This is a genomic window from Desulfuromonas soudanensis, from assembly GCF_001278055.1.
Lineage (GTDB): Bacteria > Desulfobacterota > Desulfuromonadia > Desulfuromonadales > WTL > Deferrimonas > Deferrimonas soudanensis.
This window is the reverse complement of record NZ_CP010802.1, coordinates 3,709,736-3,733,717: the sequence shown is the minus strand read 5'-3', so window position 1 is coordinate 3,733,717 and position 23,982 is coordinate 3,709,736. Positions and strand designations below refer to the sequence as shown.

Annotated in this window: 20 protein-coding genes; 18 read left to right on the top strand and 2 right to left on the bottom strand. The window is 62.0% G+C overall.

All coding sequences use genetic code 11. From position 1 onward, the window contains the following. The first annotated feature begins 55 nt into the window (after positions 1–55). Together DSOUD_RS16575 and arsS are read left to right on the top strand one after the other, a co-directional pair. The gene (locus DSOUD_RS16575; protein WP_053552050.1) at positions 56–625 is read left to right on the top strand and encodes a YfaZ family outer membrane protein; all 570 of its coding nucleotides are present in this window, start codon (positions 56–58) and stop codon (positions 623–625) included. A gap of 185 nt (positions 626–810) precedes the next feature. Further along, a complete protein-coding gene (gene arsS, locus DSOUD_RS16570) occupies positions 811–1,767 on the top strand; it encodes an arsenosugar biosynthesis radical SAM (seleno)protein ArsS (RefSeq protein WP_053552049.1) in 957 nt (318 codons plus the stop codon). Between the two features lie 270 nt (positions 1,768–2,037). Here arsS and DSOUD_RS16565 read toward each other — a convergent pair whose 3' ends face one another. After that, the gene (locus DSOUD_RS16565; protein ID WP_053552048.1) at positions 2,038–3,114 is read right to left on the bottom strand and encodes a pyridoxal-phosphate-dependent aminotransferase family protein; all 1,077 of its coding nucleotides are present in this window, start codon (positions 3,112–3,114) and stop codon (positions 2,038–2,040) included. A gap of 302 nt (positions 3,115–3,416) precedes the next feature. Between DSOUD_RS16565 and DSOUD_RS16560 the strand changes: the two genes are divergently transcribed. The 15 genes from DSOUD_RS16560 (at position 3,417) to DSOUD_RS16490 (ending at position 15,974) form a co-directional block, all read left to right on the top strand. Beyond that, a complete protein-coding gene (locus DSOUD_RS16560; protein ID WP_053552047.1) occupies positions 3,417–3,947 on the top strand; it encodes a hypothetical protein in 531 nt (176 codons plus the stop codon). A 249-nt stretch (positions 3,948–4,196) separates the two neighbouring features. Beyond that, a complete protein-coding gene (gene groES, locus DSOUD_RS16555) occupies positions 4,197–4,487 on the top strand; it encodes a co-chaperone GroES (RefSeq protein WP_053552046.1) in 291 nt (96 codons plus the stop codon). 41 nt (positions 4,488–4,528) lie between these two features. Continuing rightward, on the top strand, positions 4,529–6,184 hold the full coding sequence (gene groL / locus DSOUD_RS16550) for a chaperonin GroEL (protein ID WP_053552045.1): 1,656 nt from the start codon (positions 4,529–4,531) through the stop codon (positions 6,182–6,184). Positions 6,185–6,813: 629 nt separating this feature from the next. Next, the gene (locus DSOUD_RS16545; protein ID WP_082351346.1) at positions 6,814–8,919 is read left to right on the top strand and encodes a TonB-dependent receptor; all 2,106 of its coding nucleotides are present in this window, start codon (positions 6,814–6,816) and stop codon (positions 8,917–8,919) included. 10 nt (positions 8,920–8,929) lie between these two features. After that, positions 8,930–9,445 carry a hypothetical protein gene (locus tag DSOUD_RS16540; protein WP_053552043.1) on the top strand — a complete coding sequence of 172 codons (516 nt, stop codon included), beginning with the start codon at positions 8,930–8,932 and terminating at the stop codon, positions 9,443–9,445. Continuing rightward, positions 9,426–10,346: a 4Fe-4S binding protein gene (locus tag DSOUD_RS16535; protein ID WP_053552042.1), complete on the top strand. Its 921-nt coding sequence runs from the start codon at positions 9,426–9,428 to the stop codon at positions 10,344–10,346. The genes DSOUD_RS16540 and DSOUD_RS16535 overlap by 20 nt, the downstream gene beginning before the upstream one ends. An 11-nt stretch (positions 10,347–10,357) precedes the next feature. Further along, positions 10,358–10,561, top strand: a complete 204-nt coding sequence (locus tag DSOUD_RS16530; RefSeq protein ID WP_053552041.1) for a hypothetical protein — start codon at positions 10,358–10,360, stop codon at positions 10,559–10,561. Further along, the gene (gene exbB, locus DSOUD_RS16525) at positions 10,536–10,958 is read left to right on the top strand and encodes a TonB-system energizer ExbB (RefSeq protein WP_053552040.1); all 423 of its coding nucleotides are present in this window, start codon (positions 10,536–10,538) and stop codon (positions 10,956–10,958) included. The genes DSOUD_RS16530 and exbB overlap by 26 nt, the downstream gene beginning before the upstream one ends. Then, positions 10,951–11,331 carry an ExbD/TolR family protein gene (locus tag DSOUD_RS16520; protein ID WP_053552039.1) on the top strand — a complete coding sequence of 127 codons (381 nt, stop codon included), beginning with the start codon at positions 10,951–10,953 and terminating at the stop codon, positions 11,329–11,331. Before exbB ends, DSOUD_RS16520 begins: the two co-directional genes overlap by 8 nt. Beyond that, positions 11,328–12,071 carry an energy transducer TonB gene (locus DSOUD_RS16515; protein ID WP_053552038.1) on the top strand — a complete coding sequence of 248 codons (744 nt, stop codon included), beginning with the start codon at positions 11,328–11,330 and terminating at the stop codon, positions 12,069–12,071. Before DSOUD_RS16520 ends, DSOUD_RS16515 begins: the two co-directional genes overlap by 4 nt. Positions 12,072–12,297: 226 nt before the next feature. Beyond that, complete coding sequence (locus DSOUD_RS16510; RefSeq protein ID WP_096335454.1) at positions 12,298–12,780, top strand: nitrous oxide reductase accessory protein NosL; 483 nt, start codon at positions 12,298–12,300, stop codon at positions 12,778–12,780. Next, entirely contained in the window at positions 12,777–13,076 is a 300-nt protein-coding gene (locus tag DSOUD_RS16505) for a hypothetical protein (RefSeq protein ID WP_053552037.1), read from the top strand. The genes DSOUD_RS16510 and DSOUD_RS16505 overlap by 4 nt, the downstream gene beginning before the upstream one ends. Positions 13,077–13,098: 22 nt before the next feature. After that, positions 13,099–14,253, top strand: coding sequence for an ABC transporter permease (locus DSOUD_RS16500; RefSeq protein WP_053552036.1), 1,155 nt, complete (start codon positions 13,099–13,101; stop codon positions 14,251–14,253). Between the two features lie 6 nt (positions 14,254–14,259). Then, the gene (locus DSOUD_RS16495; RefSeq protein WP_232426464.1) at positions 14,260–14,952 is read left to right on the top strand and encodes an ABC transporter ATP-binding protein; all 693 of its coding nucleotides are present in this window, start codon (positions 14,260–14,262) and stop codon (positions 14,950–14,952) included. Further along, positions 14,949–15,974, top strand: a complete 1,026-nt coding sequence (locus DSOUD_RS16490) for a hypothetical protein (protein ID WP_053552035.1) — start codon at positions 14,949–14,951, stop codon at positions 15,972–15,974. The genes DSOUD_RS16495 and DSOUD_RS16490 overlap by 4 nt, the downstream gene beginning before the upstream one ends. Before the next feature lie 133 nt (positions 15,975–16,107). Here DSOUD_RS16490 and DSOUD_RS16485 read toward each other — a convergent pair whose 3' ends face one another. Further along, on the bottom strand, positions 16,108–16,425 hold the full coding sequence (locus DSOUD_RS16485; protein ID WP_053552034.1) for a hypothetical protein: 318 nt from the start codon (positions 16,423–16,425) through the stop codon (positions 16,108–16,110). Between the two features lie 353 nt (positions 16,426–16,778). Between DSOUD_RS16485 and DSOUD_RS16480 the strand changes: the two genes are divergently transcribed. Further along, on the top strand, positions 16,779–23,948 hold the full coding sequence (locus DSOUD_RS16480) for a PAS domain S-box protein (RefSeq protein WP_053552033.1): 7,170 nt from the start codon (positions 16,779–16,781) through the stop codon (positions 23,946–23,948). Positions 23,949–23,982: the final 34 nt, after the last annotated feature.

The window sequence follows — 23,982 nt, the reverse complement described above, 5'->3', positions numbered from 1 at the left end:
TTCTGCGGCCCTGCTCGGGATACGTCACCCCTGTGAAATGTAAAGGAGTAATGACATGCGTAAATCTCTGTTGTTCGCCCTGCTGATCTCGCTTTTGGCCGTATCGGCCCAGGCCACCTCCCTGGAAGTCGGCTTCAGCGACGAAAGGGCTCAGTTCGCCCTCACCGTCCCTATCGTCGAGGACAACTACGGAACCGCCAAGTTTTATGGCCGCTTCCTCTACAACGACGACGAGCCGACCACTCTGGGCTCCGGCGGATTCGAATTCTCCGGGACCCCGGGGAACGTCCCGGGACTCGAACTCGGCGTTGGGGCCCAGCTCTTCGTCGGCGCCACCCACCATGACCAGGATATCCTCGCCGCCGGGATCGGCATTCGTCCCAGCTATGCGCCGCCGGCCCTCGGCGGACTCGGCTTTTCCGCCAAGCTCTACTATGCCCCGAAAATCTTCTCCACCCTCGACGTCGAGCGTCTGGTCGAGGCCGGCGGACGGGTCTTCTACGCCATCACCCCCAAGATCCGGATTTTTGCCGAATACCAGAATATCCGCGCCGACTTTGACGGGCCCCGCAACGGCTGGACGATCGACGAAGGGTTGATGGGAGGGTTCTCGGCCCGTTTCTAGGATTCTCTTCCGATCGCCTTGAAAAAAATCGTCTTTTCCCGCCAAGCCGGGAAAAGACGATTTTTTGTTTACCGGGGGAGATTGTTTAATCCCCGGTGATGATGTATATAGATTGGGGCATGATTGCTCCTTGCCCCCCGTTTCTCCGTATCCGCCCTCCGACCCCCTCTTGCGCCGGGAATTTCATGGACACCTTTGCAGATACCCTGAAAAAAACCCTGGGGACGGCGCTCTCCAGCGCCGCCGTGCAGACGATCCAGGTCAACGTCGGTTCCCTGTGCAATCTGGCCTGTCGGCACTGCCATGTCGGCGGCTCACCGCAGAGCCGGGAAGTGATGGACCGGGCGACCATGGAGTCGGTCCTGCGCCTGGCCGCCGCCTTTCCCGAGGCCCAAATCGACATCACCGGCGGCGCGCCGGAACTCAATCCCAACTTCCGGTTTCTGATCGAGGCCCTCTCTGCGACCGGCCACCCCCTGCAGGTGCGCTCCAACCTCTCGGTTTTCTACGAGGCGGGAATGGAAGGGCTCCCCGAATTTTTTCGGGAGCATGGGGTTCAACTGGTCGCCTCGCTCCCCTGTTACCTGGAAAAAAATGTCACCGCCCAGCGCGGCGCCGGAGTCTTCGACAAGAGCATCCGGGCGCTTGGCCGCCTTAACGAACTCGGCTACGGCCGCCAGCCGGGACTCGGTCTGAATCTCGTCTACAATCCCGGCGGCCCCTTCCTCCCTCCCGGGCAGGTCGCTCTCGAGGCCGACTACCGGACACGGCTGCGTCAGGAGCACGGCATCATCTTCACCCGTCTCCTGACCCTCACCAATATGCCCCTCGGGCGGTTTCTCGACGACCTGCAGCGCCAGGGGAAAGAAAGCGACTACCGTCACCTCCTCGTCGACGCCTTCAACCCCGGGACCGTCGAGGGGCTGATGTGCCGCCACCAGATCTGCGTCGCCTGGGACGGCACCCTGTCCGACTGCGACTTCAATATGGCTCTCGGCCTCCCCCTTTCCGGGGGGCTTCCCACCCACATCGACGACATCGACCCGGCGCTGCTGGCGGGGAGGCCCATTGTCACCGGCGAACACTGCTTCGGCTGCACCGCCGGTTGCGGATCTTCCTGCGGCGGGGCGCTGGTCGCCTGACCCGGGTTCCTGCCGCCGGATTTGAAGAAAAAAGCCCCGGCCGAATCGATTCGGCCGGGGCTTTCGCTCATTTCTGAAGCCTTGATGGAAAAACCTGACTAAAACAAAGGATTTAACGCAGAGGCGCAGAGGGAGGGAGAGACGCAGGGAACATCAGAAACAAAGCTTTTCATGATGTTGTTTTCTCTCCGGCTCTCCTGTCTCTGTGCCTCAGCGTTGAGAACATCTTTTCTCACGACCACCTGATTGTTGACTCGTCGCTTTGGATATTCAGGAGCGGACCTGGGGGAGGAGCTCTTCGAGGAGGGCGAAGAGATCGTCGAGATCGCCCTGGGTCATGTCGGCCATGTGGGGGATGCGGAAGGTTAGGTTCTTGATCTTGCCGTAGCCGTTGTCGATGGCGTACCCGCGCTCCCCGGCGAGTTTTTTGAGTTTTTCCAGATCGGTGCGGCCGTCGTTTCTGGCGCAGGTCAGGGTCAGGGAGCGGCACCCCTCGGCGGCGAACTGGGAGAACCCCTGGGACTCGATCCAGCCGCGGGTCGCCTCGGCCATGGCGCGATGGCGGGCATAGCGGTTGTCGAGACCTTCGACCTGCATCTTCTTCAACTGATGGTTGAGGGCATGAATCAGGGTGATGCAGGGGGTGCTCGGAGTGTTGTCCTTGAGGTCGTTGACCTCGAACTCCTCGAAATCGAAGTAATAGCCGCGGTTGGCCGTGGTGCGGGCCTTGTCGAGGGCGTTCCGGGAGACGGCGAAGACCGCCAGCCCCGGAGGGAGGCCGAAGGCTTTCTGCACTCCGGCCAGGCAGACGTCGGTGCCGAGAGCCGTCACGTCGAGGGGGACGGCGCTCATGGAGGAGACGGTGTCGACGATGAAGGAGACGTCGGGGTATTTTTTCATCACCTCGGCGATCTCCTCCAGGGGGGACATCACGCCGGTGGAGGTCTCGTTGTGGACCAGGGTCATGGCGTCATACCGGCCGGTGGCCAGAGCCTTATCGACCATCGCGGCGGTAATCGGCTCGCCCCACTCGGCGCTGTAGAGATCGGCTTCGAGGCCGCAGCGTTTTGTGACGTCGTGCCATTTGGAGCTGAAGGCGCCGTTGCCGAAGTTGGCGCAGCGCTTCTGCACCAGGTTGCGCACCGCCCCCTCCATGACCCCGAAGGCGCTTGAGGTGGAGAGAAAGACCGGGTCTGTTGTATTGAGCAGGCCTTTGAGGGCGGTGGTGACTTCGCGGTGAAGAACGGCATACTCCTTCATGCGGTGGCCGACCATCGGCACGCTCATCGCCTGCAGCACATCGGGGCTGACCTCGACCGGTCCCGGAATGTAGAGTTTTTTCCCCATGTCGCTGTTGCTCCTTTGAAAATAAAAAACGCCCCGACCGCGAGGTAGATGGAGCGGTCTGTCGGATCCCTGTCCCCGGTGGTTTAAATCCCGGCGCTCGGTCACAAAAACACCCGAAATGCCGCCTCGGAACCAGCCAGCGATTTAGCACGCACGCCGGGCCGATGTCAAGGAATTCCCTCGTTGACAACCTCCCGGGGGCAAGGTTAGGATGCTTGCTCTTCCGGTCGATGCCGCAAGGGCGAGGGAACAACCGAACATCCACGACACAGGCCTGCCGCCGCCGAGATGGAGAAACGCCCATGGGTGCAAAGCACATCAACTCCCTTCTGTTCCTTCTGCTGCTGGCAGGGTGCGCCGCCGTCCCCTCGGTGCGCATGGAAGCCGGCTTCACGCCGCCGCCGCCGCAGGAGACGATCTATATCGTCCCCTTCACCACCATCATGGTCCCGGTCGCCATTGAGGAGGGGGTTTTCGATCTCTTCGTCGATACCCTCATTGCCGGGAGCAGGGGGGGCGAATTCGAATTCGTCATTCTCAAGGAGGGGACCTCCCGTGTCGACCCCCAGTGGCTGGCCGAGCACAACTATGTCACGGGGGAGGTTTTCGCCTATGTCGAGGAGAGCGGATGCTGCTCCACGGCCATCCGTCTCAGGAGCCGCCTGCAGGTCCATCAGCCGGGGAGCGACCGGCCGACCCTGACCCTTGATTATCCCCGGGAAACCTTTTTCGAGCACGACTACTCGACGGTGGAAACCGAACGCAAAAACCTCGCCGAAGACGTCGCCCGCACCCTGGCGACCCGCCTCCTCGACGCCCTCTCCGGGCGCTGAATCCCGCTGTTTTCCCCACTCGGTCGACGAATTCTCCAGAAAGACCTTGACATTCAGGACAGGCTGATTATATTTACCCCTGTTGTTAGCACTCCCGTCCGGCGAGTGCTAACGAGGACGGTGCCTGCAGAGAGGTCCCGGCTCGCCGCTGTCGGCGAGTAACCGGGGGCCTTTTTACATTGACCCGGCAAGTCTTCCCCAGGGACACGCTCCCGTAATCCATTAGGTTTTATCGAAAGGAGACGCACCATGAACATCAGACCGCTGCACGACCGTATCATCGTCGAGAGACTCGAAGAGGAGACCATGACCTCCGGTGGCCTCTACATCCCCGACTCGGCCAAGGAAAAGCCCCAGCAGGGACTCGTCGCCGCCGTCGGCAAGGGGAAGGTGACCGAGGACGGAAAGGTTCTCCCCCTCGACGTCAAGGTCGGCGACAAGATCCTTTTCGGCAAGTATTCCGGGACCGAGATCAAGGTCGAAGGCAAAGAGTATCTGATGATGCGCGAGGATGACGTCCTCGGCGTCGTAGAGAAGTAAGGCAACCGGCTCACACCTATTTTTGAAGGAGATCGATAAAGATGGCAGTCAAGGAAATTAAATTCGGACAGGACGCCCGCGCCCTCATTCTCAGCGGCGTCAATCAGCTCGCCAACGCCGTCAAGGTGACCCTCGGCCCCAAGGGGCGCAACGTCGTCATCGAGAAGTCCTTCGGCGCACCCCTGATCACCAAGGACGGCGTCACCGTCGCCAAGGAAATCGAACTGGAGAACAAGTTCGAGAACATGGGGGCCCAACTCGTCAAGGAAGTCGCCTCCAAGACCTCGGACATCGCCGGCGACGGCACCACCACCGCCACCGTTCTCGCCCAGGCGATCTATCGCGAAGGGGTCAAGCTGGTTTCCGCCGGCCACAACCCCATGGAGATCAAGCGCGGCATCGACAAGGCCGTTGAAGCCTCCGTCGCCGCCCTCAAGGAACTCTCCAAGCCGATCAAGGACCACAAGGAAGTCGCCCAGGTCGGGACCATTTCCGCCAACAGCGACAAGACCATCGGCGACATCCTCGCTATGGCCATGGAAAAGGTCGGCAAGGAAGGGGTCATCACCGTCGAGGAAGCCAAGTCGATGGACACCACTCTCGAGACCGTCGAGGGGATGCAGTTCGACCGCGGTTACCTCTCCCCCTACTTCGTCACCGACGCCGAGCGCATGGAAGCGGTGATGGAAGACGCCCTGATCCTCATCCACGACAAGAAGATCAGCAACATGCGCGATCTTCTCCCCATTCTCGAGCCGGTCGCCAAGCAGGGGCGCCCCCTGCTGATCATCGCCGAAGACGTCGAGGGCGAAGCCCTGGCCACCCTGGTGGTCAACCGTCTCCGCGGCACCCTCAACGTCACCGCCGTCAAGGCTCCCGGCTTCGGTGATCGCCGCAAAGCGATGCTTGAGGATATCGCCATCCTCACCGGCGCCAAGGTGATTTCCGAGGAAGTCGGCTTCAAACTCGAAACCGCCACCCTCGACATGCTCGGCAGCGCCAAGCGCATCGTCATCGACAAGGACAACACCACCATCATCGACGGTGCCGGGAGCGAGACCGACATCCAGGGACGCGTCAAGATGGTCCGCGCCCAGATCGAGGAGACCAAGAGCGACTACGACCGCGAGAAGCTCCAGGAGCGTCTCGCCAAGCTGGTCGGCGGGGTTGCCGTGGTCAAGGTCGGCGCCGCCACCGAGACCGAGATGAAGGAAAAGAAAGCCCGCGTCGAAGACGCCCTGCACGCCACCCGCGCCGCTGTCGAAGAAGGCATCGTCCCTGGCGGCGGAGTCGCCCTGATCCGCTGCATCGCCGCTCTCGAGAAGCTCAAGCTCGAAGGGGAGCAGCAGTTCGGCGTCAACATCGTCAAGCGCGCTCTTGAAGAGCCCTTGCGCCAGATCGCCGGCAACGCCGGCATGGAAGGGTCCATCGTCGTCAACCGCGTTTCCCTCGAAACCGGCGCCTTCGGCTTCAACGCCGCCACCGACGAGTACTGCGACATGATCGAGGCCGGGATTATCGACCCGACCAAGGTCACCCGCAGCGCCCTGCAGAACGCCGCCTCCGTGGCCGGTCTCATGCTCACCACCGAGGCCGTCATTGCCGACGCTCCCAAAAGCGACGATGCCATGTCCGGCGGAATGGGCGGCGGCATGGGCGGAATGGGCGGAATGGGCGGCATGGGCGGCATGATGTAATCCCACCGCACACCGTTTTTTTGCTTAAGCACCATCAAGGGCCTCCGAAACTTTCCGGAGGCCCTTTTTTTTATTTGCCCTTCGATAAACAATTTTTTTTGAATTTGCCGGGAATTGTCTCCCTCAGAGATTACATATTCCCAGTTGTGTCCGGTTAGCCATTTGCAGCCAGCACATGCCCCCTCTCCCTAACCCTCTCCCACGAGGGGAGAGGGGACTTAAAGCTCCCCTCCCTTCGATGGGAGGGGCTGGGGGAGGGTGAAAGACGGTGAGCCGCTTCGGGTTTTTGGGGATGGAAAAGACCGTTTCACCCAGAGACGCAGAGACGCCGAGAAGGCTGAAAGGAAGGAACGGCAGGGAGGGCGCGAAGTATTGCCGTCCGTATAAATGTTGCCAAAATATCAAATTTTTTTATGAAAAGAAACAATCCGCCTTGTTAATCCCCTTTTTATTGCTAGCATTCCAACATAAATAACATAATAATTTGCAAATGTACGGAAGGGTCCTGATCCTGACGGGTCAGCTTACTCCCCGAGCTCTCACTTCCGGTAGCACTCTTTTCACCCAATTCCCGGAATTCAGGGCGGTCAGACTGTCATGGGATATGCACTTTTTCAGGAGGTGAACTGGTGAAAAAACGGTTGTTGTTCCTTGCTCTTTTCGGGGTTGCCTGCCTGGCGCCGGGACGGTCGGCGGCGGAAGAGCTCGGCTCCCACGAGGTGGATGAGGTGGTGGTGTCGGCGACCCGGACCGAAAGAAAAACCGAGGAGATCCCGGCGGCGGTCAGCACCGTCACCGAAGAGGAATTGAAGGACATGCGGCTCCTCGGAGTGAAAGAAACCCTGACGGGGATGGCCGGCGTCCAGGCGGAGACCCGCAACGGCGGCTACGATGCCCGGCTCATCATCCGCGGAGCGGGACTCAAGGCCCGCTACGGCATCCGCGAAATCATGATCCTTCTCGACGGCGTACCGATTACCGATCCCGACGGGATGACCCGCCTCGATTTTGTCGATACCCAGCTCATCGAGCGGGTGGATGTCGTCCGCGGGCCGAACTCGACCCTCTACGGGGCCAATGCCGCCGGGGGGGTCGTCAACGTCATTACCCGCAACCCCTTCGAGGAAATCCGCGGACTGACCCTCGGCTACGGAAGCGACGACACCCGGCTGTACAACCTGATTTATGGCACCAGTATCGGCCAGACCTATTTCACCCTCAGCGGGACGCACAAATCCACCGACGGCTGGCGGCAATGGAGCCGGTTCGAAACGAGCCAGGGGGGGGCCAGGATCGGCCATCTCTTCGCGGACGGCAGCTCAGTCGAACTCAATTTCAATTACACCGAGGCGGACCTGCAACTTCCGGGGACCCTGAGCCAGGAGGCGTTTTGGGCCGATTCCACCCAGTTGACCTCGGAACCCTTCCGGAACTCGAGCCGGGACAGCGAGATCTTTTCCACCGGGCTCAAGCTGAAAAAGGATTTCGGGGACATTCACCTCAAGCCTCTCGCCTACTATCAGCACTGGCAGCATTTCCATCCGGTGACGGGGATGATCAATGACGGCGGCGCCGACGTCTACGGCGTCGATATCCAGGCCGATCTGGACCATTCCTTCCTCGGTCGGGCCGGGGTGTTGACCTTCGGGACGGCGGGGCAGGTCGACGCTTCGGACGGGGAGAAGTTTACCTACCGGGACGTTGCGACCTCCCCCAGCGGACAGATTCTCTTTACTCTTTCGGATGTCCGGGGGGATTTGGCGGAAATCAACGACGACACCGTCAGCAAGGTGGGGGTCTATGCCCAGGAGTCCCTCACTCTTTCCGAGCCCTGGCTCCTCGATTTCGGCGTTCGTTACGACCGGGTGAAGTTCGATCTGGAAGCGGAAATTTTTCAGGAGTTTGTCTTCGGCGCCAACCGCTATCTTCCCAACCGCCAGAGCATCGAGGTCGACCGAAGTTACGACCAGATCAGTCCCCGGATCGGAACCGTCTACAAAGTGACCGATTGGCTCCATCTCTATGGCAACCTGTCGACGGGATTTCAGACCCCGCAGTCGAGCGAACTCGCGGAGAATCCGGACCTTGGTGTCGCCCGGACGAGAAACGTCGAAGCCGGCTTGAAGGGGCGCTTTCCCGGCGGGCACCGTTTCGACCTGGCGGTCTTCACAATGGAGGTGCAGGACGAGATTGTCCAAACCGTTCTCGAAGGGGGCGAGACGTCCTACAGCAATGCCGGGGAGACCGACAAGCGCGGGATCGAGCTGGAGATGGAGATTCACCCTCTCCCGGGGCTGGCCCTGGGAGGAACCTATACCTACAGTGATTTCCAGTTCGACGAGTTCCAGGAGCCGGTGCGGGTTTTCAACCCCGTCAGCGGAACGACCGAAACCGTCCTCCTCGATCGCGGCGGCAACCGGCTGCCGTATATCCCCGAGCATCAGTACAGCCTTTTCGGACTCTACCGCCATTCCAGCGGCTTCAAGTGTCGAATCGATGCCAACAGCTGGGGAGAATACTGGGTCGACAACGCCAACTCGGAAAAATATTCCGGCTACGATTTCCTGACCAATTTCATGGTCGGCTGGGAAAACGACCGCTGGAATGTCACGGTCGACGCCTACAACGTCTTCGACAAGCTCTATGCCATGGAAGTCACAAAATCCGGAGAGACCCTGGCCTTTCGTCCCGGGGCGCCCAGGACCCTTTTCGCCAAGGTGTCCTACCAATTTTGAGGGGTGGCAGATGCGAGGTAAAAAAACGGTTTTTTTCCTGACGGCGACGGCCCTGGCCCTTCTCGGAGCCACGACCCGCTTCGAGGATGCCGCTCATTCCATGGGGCTCCTTTCCCTGCGGGGTGGAAAGGTGAGGCATCCCCCCGTCTTCACCGCCGGGAAGGACAGATACACCCTGATCGCCACCGCCACCGTTCTCCCCCCTTTTTCCGGGGACGTTCGGGTGCTGCTGGAAGGGGGGCCGGCGATGGAGTACGCCCTCTACAATTCCCAGCCCGGCTTCGATCTCGGGCTCCGGCCCCACCCGACTTTTCAGGAGGGCGTCTATCACGGGATCAAACCCGGCGATCGCCTCGCCCTGTGGGTGGTCATGAAACCGGGGGAAGGGGTTGCCGAAGGTCATTCTTGCGAAAAAACCGGCGTATCCCTGGCCTTCTACGAGGCTTCCGGCCGAAAGGAACTGTTGCGGATTCCCATCGACTTCAGAAAAGACGGAGAGAGAGGCCATGCCGGAGAGTCCCATTAAAATCCATTTCTTCCGACGCCACCGCACCCCCCTTCTACTCCTCGGAGTCCTCCTCTTCATGCCCCCCCTGTCCCTGCTCTTTCAGGCGGGGACAACGGACAGCAATTTCTGCGGCGCCTGGTGTCCGCGGATGTTTTTCGTCTGGCGGGAGGGGATGACGTTCAGCCAGTTCTTCCTCGGGTTTGCCCGGAGTTTCATGGGGGTGATTCTCCTTGTCGGCATCCTGCTGAGCACCCTGTTCCTCGGCCGGTACTGGTGCAGTCACCTCTGTCCCATCGGCGGCACCACCGAACTCGGCAGCCGGCTGGTTTCGCGAAGGTTGAAGATCGACTACAGCCCGGTTCCCGCCCCCCCGGTGAGATACGGCTATCTGGCCGTCTATCTTCTCGCCCCCCTGGCGGGGCTGGGGAGCCTCTGCTGCAATTACTGCAATTTCGCGACGGTGCCGAGGTTGTACGGCGCCTTTTTCACCCCGGCCGACCTCGCCTATTTTTTCCGCACCCTCGGCTGGCTCAATCTGGCCCTGGTTGTATTTCTCGGTTTCCTGGCCCGGGGGGGGAGGGGCTATTGCAATTTTTTCTGTCCCGTCGGCGCCCTGGACGCCCTGGCGGCAAAGCTGGGGAGCCGGTTCGGCCGCCGGATGCGCCTCGACGCCGAGCGTTGCACCCGTTGCGGCCTCTGCCTGGAGGTCTGCCCCACCTGGGCGATCGGTCTGGAGAAGCAGCCGTGCATCGATCAGCTTTCCTGTCTCCCCTGCGGGGAGTGCGAAAAGGTCTGCCCGGAAAATGCCATAGCCTACAAAAAGGCGGCGGCAAGGGGTCGCCTCGGCCGCCGGGCCGAGACTCCGGCAACCGCCGTCGCCTCGTCGATGCCGGGGGCTTGCGGCGGGCCGGGCCTATGAAGGGGGGAAAGTTGAAGGCCACCATCGCCACATCCGCTCTCGGGGTCGGAGGGGGGCTGGGGACCCTCTTGTCGGCTCCTCCCTGTGTCGGCACGAGCTGCCCCTCCTGCTTCGGATGCGTCGGCGCCGGCGGTCTCGCCCTGGTGCTTTCGGCCCTCGCCCTGTACAAAAAAACAAAGGAGAAACGAAATGGAGTGGCTCAGACCGGCCATTGATTACGGAATCATCGGGCTCCTGCTGTCGATGAGCGTCGTCGCCGTGGCGGTGGCCCTGGAAAGACACCTTTTTTTCCGCCGGGTCTCCCTGGTCGATTATCCGAACAAAAAGCTCCTCGAGCTGGAGCTGACCCGCAAGCTTCACATCATTGCCACCATCGGCAGCAACGCCCCCTATATCGGATTGCTCGGCACGGTCCTGGGGATCATGCTGACCTTTTACGCCATGGGGAGGGAAGGGTTCATGGATACCGGCGTCATCATGGTCGGACTGGCCCTGGCGCTCAAGGCGACGGCGGCCGGTCTGGTGGTGGCCATCCCCTCCATTACCCTCTACAACGTCCTGGTGCGCCGGGTCCGGGAATTTTTGCTGGAATGGGAAGGCCGGCATGGATGAGAAGGAATTCGATTATATAAACGTTATCCCCTTTATCGACATCATGCTCGTCCTGCTGGTCATCGTCCTCACCACCTCGACCTTTATCGCCCAGGGGACGATACCGATCAGTCTCCCGCAGGCGGCGGAAAAAGAGCAGGATGCCCTGAAAAAGCTGGTGATCGAAATCGACAAAAGCGGGGCGATTTTTCTCAACAGCCGCCCGACGAGTCTTGAGGGGCTGCAGACAAGCGCCGGGGACTTCCCCCGGGAAACCCCGGTGCTGATCCGCGCCGACAGGACACTGGTTCTGCAGGTGTTCGTCGAGGTCATGAGCCGCATCAAAACCCTCGGTTTCGCCAGGGTCAGCCTGCAGACGGAATTCAAGCCATGAACCGGCAGTTTCGCGCCCTGCAGTATTCCCTGGCCATTCATCTTTGCCTCCTCGGAGGGCTCCTTCTCGGCAGCCGGTACACGACCCCGCCGCTGACGATCTCCTTGATCGATTTCAGTCTGGCCGAATCCTCCGGCCCCGTCGCCGAAGAGCCGTCGAAATCGGTGCCGAAGGCCCGCCCGGCACCCCCGCCAGTAAAAAAGGGGGCGGCCAGGCCGATCGAGAGGCGGGCGGAAAAAAAAGTTGACCCAAAGGCGCTGCCTCCGGTCGACTCCGTGCCCGAACCCCAATCCGTTCCTGTGCAGGCCGAGCAGAGGCCGCAGAACCCGGAGCCGGAGGCGGAAAGGGCTTTGCCGCGGACTTTGGCCGAAGAATTTCCCTCCCCGATGCCTCCTGCCGCCTCCGGCGAGGGGGCGGCTGCGGAGGCCGGTGATTCGGAGAGCCGACCCTTTGCGGCGCGGGACAAATACCTGAAAGAGCACTACACCTACATTCGCGCGCTGATCATGAAAAACCTTCTCTATCCGGCCATCGCCAGGGAAAAGGGGTGGACCGGGCAGACCCGGGTCTCCTTCGTGGTCTGCGAGAACGGTTGCGTGGCCGATATCCGCGTCGTGACAAGCTCCGGCTACCGGATGCTCGACAAAAACGTGATCGAAACCATCAAAAGGGCCTCCCCCTTTCCTCCCCCTCCGGTCAGGGCCGAAATCGTCCTGCCGATCACCTATACGTTGAATTGATTTCGCCAGAAAAAAGGGGCGCTTGCGCCCCTGCCGCGCCCCGGTTCCTTCAGGACCGGCCGCTGTCCTCAGAGTAAAACAGGGCTTCCCGTTGCGCAACGGGAAGCCCTGTGGTTTAATTATCAGGATTATTTTTTCAAAACCGCAGCCGTGACGCCCTGTTCCGATCCGAATGGATCCGGATTAAGCCCGGCTGTCCTTGCAAATTCACGGAGTTGAGCCCTTGATGACGCGCGCCGGAAAACTTCTTCTGATGATGTTGGGTCTATCCCTGTTCGTTCTCCCCGGAATCGTTTGCGCTGAAGAAGTATCGCTCCCCGGCCCGAAGGAGCGATGCGTCGTTTGCGGCATGTTTGTCGCCCCCTACCCCGAATGGGTCGCCTCCATCGAATTCAGGGACGGGACGACGGCCTTTTTTGACGGCCCGAAGGACATGTTCGTTTACTTCTTTGACCTGGAGAAGTACAGGCCGGGAGCCAAGCCCGACGACATCGTCGCCATGGTCGTGACCGAATACTATACGGCGCGGCCGATGCCCGTCGGGGAGGTCTTTTTCGTCAGCGGCAGCGACGTCCTCGGGCCGATGGGGTATGAACTGGTGCCGGTGGCGGGGAAGGAAAACGCCGAAACGTTCATGCGCGATCACGGCGGCAAGAAAATAATGCAATTCAACGGCCTGGACTTCTCGGAAATCCCCGCAGGCAAATGACCAAACACCGGAAATTCATCGCTTTGACGCTCTTTTTGGCCGCCGCCCTGGGGCTGTTGCTCGGTTATGGCCGGAGTCAGGTTTCCGCCCGCCTCGCCGGGGAGCTTCCTCCCTTGCAGGCACTTGTTCGAACCTTGCAGCTGACCGACCTCTCCCTCTGGACCGAGGCCCGCTACACCCGTCATCCGTCCCAGGCCGACCGCTTCACCCCTTTTCAGGATTTTCCTGCGGCTCTGGAGCATTTTCCCGCCGGGTCCATCATCGCTCCGGTTCTGACCCTTCACCCCCAACCTTGATCCCCGGACAGGCTTGATTGTGATGCGTCATCTGAAAATCCTCGAATACGCCCTTTCCTCGCTGGTGCGGCGGAGATACAAAAACCTCGCCATCATCCTCGTCTATGCCTTCACCATAGCCGTTCTCTCCTCCGTCCTCTTTCTGACCCACGCCCTGAAGACCGAGGCCTCCCTGCTTCTGGCCGAAGCGCCGGAGCTGATCGTGCAGAAGGTCATCGGCGGCCGTCACGATCTGGTCCCCGTCGCCTACGGCGAAAAAATTGCCGCGATCCCGGGAGTGGCCGCCGTCGTACCGCGGTTCTGGGGGTATTACTACGATGCCCTGACCAAGGCCAACTACACCCTTTTGGCCGTCGAATCCGATCCCCCTGCCCTGGACATGGTTCAGGGACGTCTCCCCGACGGGCCCGGCGAGTGCGCCATCGGCGCCGGGGTGTCGCAATCGAGGAATGTCGGAACCGGCGACGACCTGATTCTCGTCGACAGCGAAAATCTCGGGGTTTCCCTCGAAGTGGTCGGCGTTTTCCGCGCCGAGTCCCGGTTGCTGACCAACGACCTGGTGGTGCTCGGCCGCAACGACCTGACGGCTTTTTTCGGTTATCCCCCCGACCTGGCCACCGACATCTCGGTGGCGGTCCGCAACCCGCGGGAGGTCAATACCGTCGCCGAGAAAATCAAGCGCATCCTTCCCCACTCCCGGCCGATTTCCCGCAGCGAAATTCTCCGGACCTACGCCGGGGTTTTCAACTGGCGCAGCGGCATGATGCTCTCCGTCTTTTCGGCAGCCTTGATCGCCTTCTGCATCCTCGCCTGGGATAAGGCGACCGGAATCAGCGCCGAGGAAAAGAGGGAAATCGGCATTTTGAAGGCGATCGGCTGGGAGACCTCCGACATTCTCGAGCTGAAGTTCTGGGAAGGGATTGCCGTCTCGCTCACCAGTCTGCTCCTCGGCCTTCTTGCCGCCTATGTCCACGTCTTTTTTCTCGGCGCCACGGTTCTGACGCCGGTCATCAAGGGGTGGTCGGTCATCTTCCCGACCTTCCGTCTTCTCCCTGCCGTCGATTTCTACCAGGTTCTGGTCATTGGATTCCTGACCGTCACCCCCTATGTGGCCAGTACCGTCGTCCCCTCGTGGAAGGCGGCCATTACCGACCCCGAAACTGCGATGCGAGGCTGAGCCGTATTGAAACCCCTGATCCGCACCGAAAAGGTCTGCAAAATCTACAACTCCCGACGGCCCGACGAATTTCGGGCTCTCGAGGACATCTCCCTCAGTATCGATTTCGGTGAAGTCGTCGTCCTCAAGGGCCCCAGCGGCTCGGGAAAGACCACCCTCCTGAGCCTCATCGGCTGCATGGGGCGGCCGACCTCGGGGCGGATTGTCGTCGGAGAAAAGGATGTCGCCAAGCTCTCGGAGCGTTTTCTCACCCGGGTCCGGCAACAGACCTTCGGCTTTATATTCCAGCAGTTCAACCTCCTTCGCGACGTCACCGTTCTCGAGAATATCCTTCTGCCGCTCTATCCGCAGCCGACCGGCTTCGCCGAAATGGAGGAGCGGGGGCGCACCCTGCTGGCCATGCTCGGCATGGAAAAAAAGGAGAAGATGAAGGTCAACAAGCTCTCCGGGGGGGAACAGCAGCGCGTCGCCATCGCCCGCGCCCTGATCAATGATCCGGAGATCGTCATCGCCGACGAGCCGACGGCCCATCTGGACAGCAAACTCTCCGCCGACCTCCTCGCCATTCTCGAAGACATCAGTCGCATGGGGAAGACGATCCTCATCGCCACCCACGACCCCCTCGTCTTCAACCATCCCCTCGTCCTCCGCACCATCTCCATGAGGGACGGCCGCATCGAAGGGGGCTCGGACCAGTGATTCTGCATCCGGGCATTCTTGCACTGATTTGCGGCACCGCAACGGTCTTTCTCATGCTGCTGTATGCCGGCATCCTGGCGGTGAAAATTCTCCGGCGCTGGGATTTTGCCAGCTCTTCGGAGGAGCAGCTGGTCCTGGAGAGAAAAACCTATCTGGCGTCGACGATTGTCAACTACGCCCTCGGGTTTGAAATCTTCTCCCTCTTTCTTTTTATCTACACCGTGGATGAAATTCATCCGTTGTTCGTCGGCGCGATGTGCGCCACCGGCGTTCTCAACGCCAACCCCCTCGGCTGGTACGTCCTGGCGGTGAAAATAGCGATATTTTTCGCCGCCGCCCTGTGGGTGGCCCTGAATTTTATCGACAGCCAGGCCGAGGACGTCCCCCTGACGCGGCGGAAATTTGCCTGGCTCCTCCTTCTGGCCCCCCTGGTGGGCGTCGAACTCTACCTGCAGATCGTTTATTTTCTCGGCCTGCACCCCGAAGTCATCACCTCCTGTTGCGGATCGCTCTTCAGCAGCAGCGACGGCGGGCTCGCCGCCGATATGACGGCCCTGCCGGTGAAACCGATGATGGGATTTTTTTATGCCTCAGGCTTCCTCTTTCTCGGGAGCTCGTGGCTCTGCTTCCGGAAAAAGAGCCCCTTCTTCCGCACCCTTTTTTCCCTGCTGGCGGTAATTTTTTTCCTCATATCCCTGGCCTCGATCGTCTCTTTTATCTCCCTCTATATATACGAGCTTCCCACCCACCACTGCCCCTTCGATATTTTTCAGAAAAACTACCGGTTTGTCGGCTACCCCCTCTACCTCGGCCTCTTCGGCGGAACCTTGTTCGGAGTCCTGCCCGGGGTTTTCCAGCCGTTGAAAAAGGTCTCGACCCTGGCCTCGGACATCGACCGGGTTGAAAAAAAGTGGATCGTTCTGGCGGTATGCTTCATTCTGCTCTTCATGGCTCTCGCCTCCTGGCCGATTCTCTTCGGTCCCTTCGAGCTCGCCGGTTATCCGGATTTTATTCAGGGGTAAAGGATGATGGGTTCTCTTTTTCTACGTTTCCGGCGTTTCGCGGGTCAGGAAAAACAATGGCCCCGGCAAATTCGACGGGGCCATTCTTCTCGGGTCGGCATCTGCCGGCGGCGATCCCGGCGGTGGAGCGCCGTTACTGCAGGACGGTAAATCGCGAACCCTTTCGCGACCAGGGGGGCTCGATCTGGGGAAGATCGCGGCAGCAGGAGGGGCGGGGGAGGCGGGTGTGGAGGTAGGTTTCGTAGTTGAAAAAATCGTCGTGGAACCAGGTGCAGGTTTCGGTCTCATCGAGGGCCCCCGGCTTCCCGCAGTGGGGGCAGACAGGGTCGCCGGAATCCTCATATTCGATGGTGATGTCGAGTCGGCGGCGGTCGCTGGCAAAGACCACCTTGGTGACGGACCAGGGTTTGGCGAGGCCGAGGGTTGAAGAAATTATGGCCGGCAGTTGCATGGGGCGGTCCTGGTTAACCTCCTTCGGGATGCGTCCCGGGGCTCCCCGGTGGAGTTCGGTCCGGCGCCCCGAAAGAAGGCTGTTCTCCCCGAATCGTATCAAATTGTATGCCAAAGGCCGGAGGCGGCTCGATTCGGCCGGTGCAGCGAAATTGCGCCGTCCGCAACGGTGCCTTCTCCTGAAAAAATTTATCGGCCGTCGACCTGAAAACTCCCCTTTTTTGCGTTAAACTATAGGAAAAATAAATAGTTGTATAAAAAGCAATAAATGTGGCAGAGCATGGATCTGTGGCACCCCTGCTCCCCTCCCGGCGGTCCCTTTCTGCCGGCATTTCCGCGAAAAGCGTTGAACCGATGCCCCGGAACCCTTCGAAAAACAGATGGACGATCGCCTCCTTCGGAACCTATGCGTTTCTGCTCGTCAGCATTTTCATCACCGAGCTGGCGGTCATGGACCTCGGGGCGCCGCTCCTTCTGCGCCTCCCCCGGCTGCCGGCCGCCCTCCTTGACGCCGCCATTCTGGTGGCGGTCTTCTCCCTGCCGCTCCTTCTCTTCTGCCGGCGCCTCAAGTCCGGGGAATTCGGAAGTCGCCGCTCGAGCTGGCGCCTTTTTCTCCGGGTTCTGGCGGCGATCTTCCTCATCGAATTCACGGTGATGCTCCTTTTGCCGACCCTTCTTCCCGACGGCGATTTCGAGCGGATGGGTCTGATCGATGCCCTGCTGACCCTTCTGTTGAGCGCACCGGCGCTGTGGTGGCTCTTCCGGCAACTGGAATTGCGCTATCGATCGGTCCCTTTGACCGATTACCTCAACAGTCCGCCGATGCTTTTTGTCCTCCTCCTCTTCCTGGTCTTTCTCCTCGATCTCTTTCAGGAACTGCTGCTGCCGATGGTTTGGGGCGCGCAGGACTCCAGCTCGCACAAGGCGTTCCACGCCTTTTTCACCACCCTCTTCATCGCCCCGGTCCTCTGGCTTTTGGTGACCCGTCCGTTGATCCGTCTGGCGCGCTTCGAACAGGCCCGGACCCGGGCGGTTTACGCCCAGGTCGTCGATGCGGTGATCACCTTCGACGCCAATGGCTTGATCGAATGTTTCAACCCCGGAGCCCGGAGGATTTTCGGCGGCTCGGCCGAAGAGATGGCCGGCCGGCCCGTCGCCTCTCTCTTCAGGGACGGGGAGCGGGAACTCGATCGATTGACGCGAGCGGCCCTGACCTCCGTCAAGGATTCGGACAAAATCCCGAGCTACGAATTGCCCGGCTGCCGGCGCGACGGCAGGGTGATGACCATGGATGTCTCCATCAGCCGAATCGAGACTCTGGGAAGACCTGAATTTCTCCTCATCATGCGGGATATCACCGAGCGCCGGCTGGCCGATGAAGCCCTGCAGTCCAGCGAACGCCGCTTTCGCCAGATCTTCGAGCAGAGCGATGACGCCATCATTTTTCTTCATCCGCGAAACCATGCGATTCTCGATATCAACGGCACGACCTGCGACATGTTCGGCTATCGTCGGGAAGAGCTCGTCGGCAAGAGCCTGGCGCTGATCTCTTCGCCCGAAGACTGCCAGCGACTCGATGCCCTGGTCCGGCGCGTCGAAAAGGGGGAGTCGAGTCAGCTGGAAAATTTTGCGGGATTGCGCAAGGACGGCGCAGAGATTATCCTCAGTCTCAGATGCAAGATCATGACGCTTCTCGATCAGGATGTTCTTTACTGCACCGTCCGCAATGTCACCGACCGGGTCCGCATGGAGGCCGAGGCGCGGGAGATTCAATCGAAGCTGATTCAGACCAACAAGATGACGGCCCTGGGGCTGATGGTCTCGGGTGTGGCCCACGAGATCAACAACCCCAACAATTTCATCCTTTCCAATGCCCAGATGCTGGAAAGGATCTGGCTCGACGCCTGCAAGATTTTCAGGGAATATCATCGGGAACAGGGAGAGTTCTGTCTCGGCGGAATGCCGTATTCCCAGATCGAGGCCCATTCGCCGCAGCTCTTTGCCGGGATTGTCGACGGTTCGCGGCGGATTTCCGAAATCGTCGGCAATCTGAAGAGTTTCGCCCGCAAGGAAACCGTAGCCCTCAACGGCGAGGTCGACATGAACCAGGTGTCCCGGTCGGCGGTCTCCATCCTGCGCCATGAGATCGGCCGCCTCACCGATCATTTCAGCTTCGAACCGGGCCAGGGGCCCCTCAGCGTCAGGGGGAACCGGCAGCAGCTCGGACAGGTGGTCGTCAATCTTCTCATGAACGCCTGCCAGGCGCTCCCCGACAGGACCCGGGGGGTGAAACTTGCGACCTTTCTCGATCCGGAGACCGTCGCCGATGACGGCGTCACTCCCTACGCCGGCAGCATCAGCGGCACCAACGTCTTCAACCATTTCTCCCGGCCCCCCTTCCTCCAGGGGTTTTTCCCCGGCGACCCGGTGGCCGAGTGCTGGGTCGGCCTCAACGACGCCGTCACCGGACAGGGGCTCCTCGCCGTCCCCTGCGATGGCGAGAGCAACTTCAGCCTCACCGGCATCCCGCCGGGGACCTACCAGCTGGTCACCTGGGACACCCCCCTCCAGGCCCTCTTCGGCTTCAACACCGTCACCGTCCCGGCCGGCCTCGGCGCAGGCGAGCCCGTCGACCTCGGCAACGTCCTCTCCTTCCGCTGGTTCGGGACCTACGAGGGGTCGGTCTTCCTCGACCACAACCAGAACGGCTTCCGCGATTGCCTGACGGCCGAGTGCAATGACGTGCTGCAGGACGAAATCGGCATCCCCGAACAGGTGGTCAATATCCGCTTCCGCGACGGCACCCTCTACCAGGCCCAACCGACGGACGTTTTCGGCGGCTTCGAGCTCTCCGGCGTCTTCCCCTTCTTCAAGTGGCTGGTGACCGAGGTCGATTTCGCCCGCTTCAAGGCGACGGGTATGACGGCCGTGGTCGATGCCGGCGGCGAAGTCCTCCCCGACAACGGCTGGGCCATGCCGTCCCGCGACAAACTGACCCCGCAGCCCCAGGCCGAAATCAATCCCAACACCGGGAACAACCTCTCCCGCACCGAGACCGGCCCGGTCCTGACCCAGGGGCTGATGCTCTTTCTCAACCAGACCAACACCATCGACTGGGGGAAGCATGAGTACGCCGCCGGCGAAAACGGCGGCATCAGCGGCATCGTCTACTACGCGGTGACCCGCGCCGAGAACGACCCGCGCTACGCCGCCGGCGAGGACTGGGAGCCGGGCATTCCCCGGGTGCAGGTCAACCTCTATGAGGACTTCCGGACCAATGCCACAGGCGTCCCCGGGCCGGACGGCCGGATCGACGACCTCGACGGCGACGGTGTGGAGACGCCCGCCGACGTCGACAACTACCCCTTCGGCAACTTCCCGGCGGCCGAGGATAGGGACCGCAACGGCAACGGCGTCTTCGACAGCGGCGACGCCATCCAGATCGCCACCACCGACAGTTGGGACGACAACCTGCCGAGCGGCTGCATCCAGACCCTGCCGGTGATCGACGGAGAGACGGCGCGCGAGTGCTTCGACAACTTCGGCACCTGGAACCAGGTGCGCCCGGCGCTCTTCGACGGCGGCTTCGCCTTTGCCTCCTACGTCCCCGGCGGACTTTTCAGCGGCCGTCCGGAAGTCGAAGGGCTGCCGGCCGGCACCTACATCGTCGAGGCGGCCAACCCGCGCCCCGGCGTCTACCGCCTGCAGAAGGAAGAGGACAAGAACGTCGATTTCGGCGAGGCGCCGATACCGAGCCCCCTCCTGCTGCCCCAACTCTGCGTCGGCGATCCGCACCTGGTGCCGAACGAACTGGCCCTCTTTCCCGGCGTCGCCATCGATGCGCCGCTGGCCGGCAGCAACCAGCCGCTCTGCGACCGCAAGCAGGTGGAACTCAGCGATCGCAACAACACCGGGGTCAACTTCTTCTACTTCACCGAGGTGCCGAAGGCGGCGCGCGTCGTCGGCTTCGTCAACAACGACCTGGCCGCCGAATTCGACCCGACCAGCCCGATCTTCGGCGAGAAGGCCGCTCCGGAGTGGATTCCGGTCTCCTTCCGCGACTGGCAGGGGAACGAAATCACCCGCGTCTACTCGGACGCCTACGGGGCCTACAACGCCCTGCTCCCCTCGACCTTCAGCATCAACGTCCCCTCGGCGACGGGGGTGGCGCCGAACATGATCACCGCGGTGCTCAACGATCCGGGGCCGATCCCCGACCCGAACAACCCCGGACAGACGATCATCGACCCCAACTACGACGAGCGTTTCGCTGTTGCCCCCTGGACGCTGAACTACGAAGTGGGGCGCACCACCTACCTCGATACGCCGATTGTGCCGGTGGCGGCTTTTGCCACCATCCCCAAGGGGAATCTCGACACCGGCGTTCCGGCCGGGACGCCGGTCATCGCCGGCGCCGTCGGCAACAGCGGCGCGGCCGCCGTCTGTACCGACCAGGCCGGCACCACCCTGACAATTACGGCCGCAACCTCAAGCGACGGCCGCGACAACGGTTTCGGTCCGCAGCGGGGAGAGGTCTGGATCAACGGTGTGCAGATCGACCCGGCGGCCATTGTCCTCTGGACCCCGCAGACGATCATCGTCGGGACGAGCGGCGCCGCCTCCGGCCCCCTGGTGGTGGTCCGCAAGGACACCGGCAAGGCCAACGAGAACGGCGTCACCGTGGAAATTCTCGCCGATTGCAGCCCCGCGGCCGGCGTGCACAGCATCGCCGGCGGCAGCCTTTACCCCTATGCCGGCGGCAGCATCCAGGCCCTGATCGACGCGGCCAATCCCGGCGACCTGATTCTGGTCGGCCCGGGGAGCTACTTCGAAAACATCATCGTCTGGAAACCTGTGCGGCTGCAGGGCTCCGGCGCCGGGGCGACGCGGATCTTCGCCAACCCCAACCCGGCGGAGCGGCTGCAGGTCTGGCACGATAAGACCCGCCAGATTCTCGGCATTACCGACCCGGCCGTCCCCAATCCCTTCCTGGCCAACGAGGCCCCGGGCATTCTCGTCCTCAACGCCCCTTCGGCTTTGATCGACGGCTTCGAGATCAGCGGCGCCCTGTCCGGCGGCGGCATCCACGTCAATAACGACGCCTTCGGCCTGCGGATCAGCAACAACACCGTCCGCAGCAACCAGGGGAATCTCGGCGGAGGGATCGTCATCGGCGTCCCCGACAACGGCCTCGTCTCGGGGAACGGCGACATCGTTATAACCGACAACCGGATCGTCGCCAACAGCGGCGTCCTCGGACCGGGCGGCATCGCCCTCTACGGCGGCGCCGACAACTACCGGGTCGAGAACAACCGCATCGTCGGCAACTTCTCCCGCGATTCAGGGGGCGGCGTCGGCCACGTCGGCCTCTCGGACGGCGGAGTCATCCGCGGCAACAAGGTCCTCTTCAACGAGGTCTTCTACGGTCTCCTCACCCCCGGCGGCGGCCATGGCGGCGGCATTTTCGTCAGCGGCGAAATTCCCCCGCCCCCGGCGGCCCAGCTCTCCGGCGGAGCCGGAAACGTCGTCATCGAGGACAACCTGATCCAGGGGAACCTGGCGGGCGCCGGCAGCGGCGGCGGCATTGCCGCCTATGCCTTCAACGGCGAGGATGTGGCCAACAACCCGACCAACGATCCGGCCGCTCCCGACAGGCCGTGGGACACCCTGACCGTCCGCAATAACCTGGTCGTCAACAACGTCGCCGCCATCGGTGGCGGCGGCATCTCTCTGCAGGACGTCGTCGCCGGGACCCTCGTTCACAACACCGTGGCCAAAAACGACAGCACCGCCACGGCGGCGCTGGCCTTCAACGCCGGCAACCTGACCTTCTCCGTCCCCCAGGGGGCCGGGATTATCAGCAGTGCCCACAGCCAGTCGCTGCGCGGCATACCAGGCTTCACCCAGACCTATTCCGACCCGGTTCTGGTGAACAACATCGTCTGGCAAAACCGCAGCTTTTACAACGACAGCACCATCAACGGCACCGCCGGCGGCCTCGTCCCGGCCAGCCGGCACCAGAATGCCGAAGCCGCCTACGCCCTGACCCATCCGGGGTATGTCCCGGATACCCGGAGCTACGCGGATTATTCCGACCTGGCGGTGTCCGGCGCCCTGGCTCCGGGGGATGTGCTGCATCCGTTCTTTTCCATCCTCACCGATAAGGCCGGTTACGACCCGTCCAATATCGACTTCGACCCGGGCGTGGTGAAGAGCTACGAAAACGACCTGCAATCGTCCACCGTTCTCGACGAGGGGGGCAATGCCATCACCGTGCGCTTCACCCCCCTGACGGCCGATGCCGGCGACTACCGACTCCTCACCGCCTGCTCGCCGGCGGTGGATGCCGGGGTCGATCCTGCCCTTGCGCCGTACAACAGTGCCGTGAACTTCGACTTCGAGGGCGACGTTCGTCCCATCGGAGCCGGGTTCGACATCGGCGCCGACGAGTACGATCCGGCCAGGGAGACTCCGCCCGGTCCGGTCCTCGAACTCCTCAACCCCAACGGCGGCGAGAAACTGACGGCCGGAACGCAACTGATTGCCCGCTGGACGGGACTGAGCGGCGCCGCCACGTACGACGTCGGCTACTCCCTGAGCCCCGGAAGCCCCTTCCGGCTGATCGGCAGCGGCCTCACCGGCACCTGTCTGGCCTTCGCGATTCCGTCGGAAAACTCGGGAAACGCCGTACGATTCGGCGTCATCGCCCGGGACGGCGGGGGTCAGGTGCTCGCTCGCGACCTCAGCGACGCACCGATGAGTATCGTCGTCGAGGCCCTCCTTGTCCCCAACGGCAACGAGGTGCTCATCGGCGGCAATACCGCCACCCTCACCTGGACCAGCAGGCACTACGCCGGCCTGGTCAACCGCGTGGCCCTCTGGTATCAGACGGAGGCCGGCGCTCCGTGGACGGCCATCGGCGTCACCACCGACACCGGCCGCTTCGACTGGGTCGTGCCGTCGCTGCCGGTTACCATCGCCACCGCCCGTGTCGCTCTCTCCTTCTACGGAGCCGACGGCAAGGTTTTGGCCAGCGATATCAGCGCCGGGCCTTTCACCATCATCTCCAACCTCCCGGCGACACCGGCCGCCGCCCCGCAGGCTCTCCAGGAGGCCGCAGAGGCGTCCCTGGATACGGGTACGGCAGGACTCTTTTCCCCCGGCGCCGGAACGCCCCTGACCTCGGCCCAGGCCGCGGCCGCGACGCCGGGCGTGGAGGTGTTCATCCCCGCCGGCGGCGAAGTCTTCACTCCCGGCGAGAGCATCCCGCTCCTCTGGACCAGCCCGTCGATTGAAAGGGTCGTCGCCGGTGTCGAAGTCGCTTTCAGCGGCGACGGCGGCAGCACCTGGCAGATCGTCGGCGAGGCGGATACGGATGCCGGCTACCTCCTCTGGACGGTGCCGTCCCTGGAAGGCGGCACAGGGAAGGGGTTCATCGAAGTCCGGCGTTTTGACGCCGAGGGGAGCGCCATCGATTCGGACCGCAACGACGCGCCCTTTACCATCACGGCGCCGAATAACTGACCAACGACCGGGGGCGCCAGGCGCCCCCGGCACA

Coding starts and splice junctions, on each gene's coding strand:
- DSOUD_RS16575 (WP_053552050.1), top strand. CDS start 56: ATGCGTAAATCTCTGTTGTTCGCCCTGCTGATCTCGCTTTTGGCCGTA.
- arsS (WP_053552049.1), top strand. CDS start 811: ATGGACACCTTTGCAGATACCCTGAAAAAAACCCTGGGGACGGCGCTC.
- DSOUD_RS16565 (WP_053552048.1), bottom strand. CDS start 3,114: ATGGGGAAAAAACTCTACATTCCGGGACCGGTCGAGGTCAGCCCCGAT.
- DSOUD_RS16560 (WP_053552047.1), top strand. CDS start 3,417: ATGGGTGCAAAGCACATCAACTCCCTTCTGTTCCTTCTGCTGCTGGCA.
- groES (WP_053552046.1), top strand. CDS start 4,197: ATGAACATCAGACCGCTGCACGACCGTATCATCGTCGAGAGACTCGAA.
- groL (WP_053552045.1), top strand. CDS start 4,529: ATGGCAGTCAAGGAAATTAAATTCGGACAGGACGCCCGCGCCCTCATT.
- DSOUD_RS16540 (WP_053552043.1), top strand. CDS start 8,930: ATGCGAGGTAAAAAAACGGTTTTTTTCCTGACGGCGACGGCCCTGGCC.
- DSOUD_RS16535 (WP_053552042.1), top strand. CDS start 9,426: ATGCCGGAGAGTCCCATTAAAATCCATTTCTTCCGACGCCACCGCACC.
- exbB (WP_053552040.1), top strand. CDS start 10,536: ATGGAGTGGCTCAGACCGGCCATTGATTACGGAATCATCGGGCTCCTG.
- DSOUD_RS16520 (WP_053552039.1), top strand. CDS start 10,951: ATGGATGAGAAGGAATTCGATTATATAAACGTTATCCCCTTTATCGAC.
- DSOUD_RS16515 (WP_053552038.1), top strand. CDS start 11,328: ATGAACCGGCAGTTTCGCGCCCTGCAGTATTCCCTGGCCATTCATCTT.
- DSOUD_RS16510 (WP_096335454.1), top strand. CDS start 12,298: ATGACGCGCGCCGGAAAACTTCTTCTGATGATGTTGGGTCTATCCCTG.
- DSOUD_RS16505 (WP_053552037.1), top strand. CDS start 12,777: ATGACCAAACACCGGAAATTCATCGCTTTGACGCTCTTTTTGGCCGCC.
- DSOUD_RS16500 (WP_053552036.1), top strand. CDS start 13,099: ATGCGTCATCTGAAAATCCTCGAATACGCCCTTTCCTCGCTGGTGCGG.
- DSOUD_RS16485 (WP_053552034.1), bottom strand. CDS start 16,425: ATGCAACTGCCGGCCATAATTTCTTCAACCCTCGGCCTCGCCAAACCC.
- DSOUD_RS16480 (WP_053552033.1), top strand. CDS start 16,779: ATGCCCCGGAACCCTTCGAAAAACAGATGGACGATCGCCTCCTTCGGA.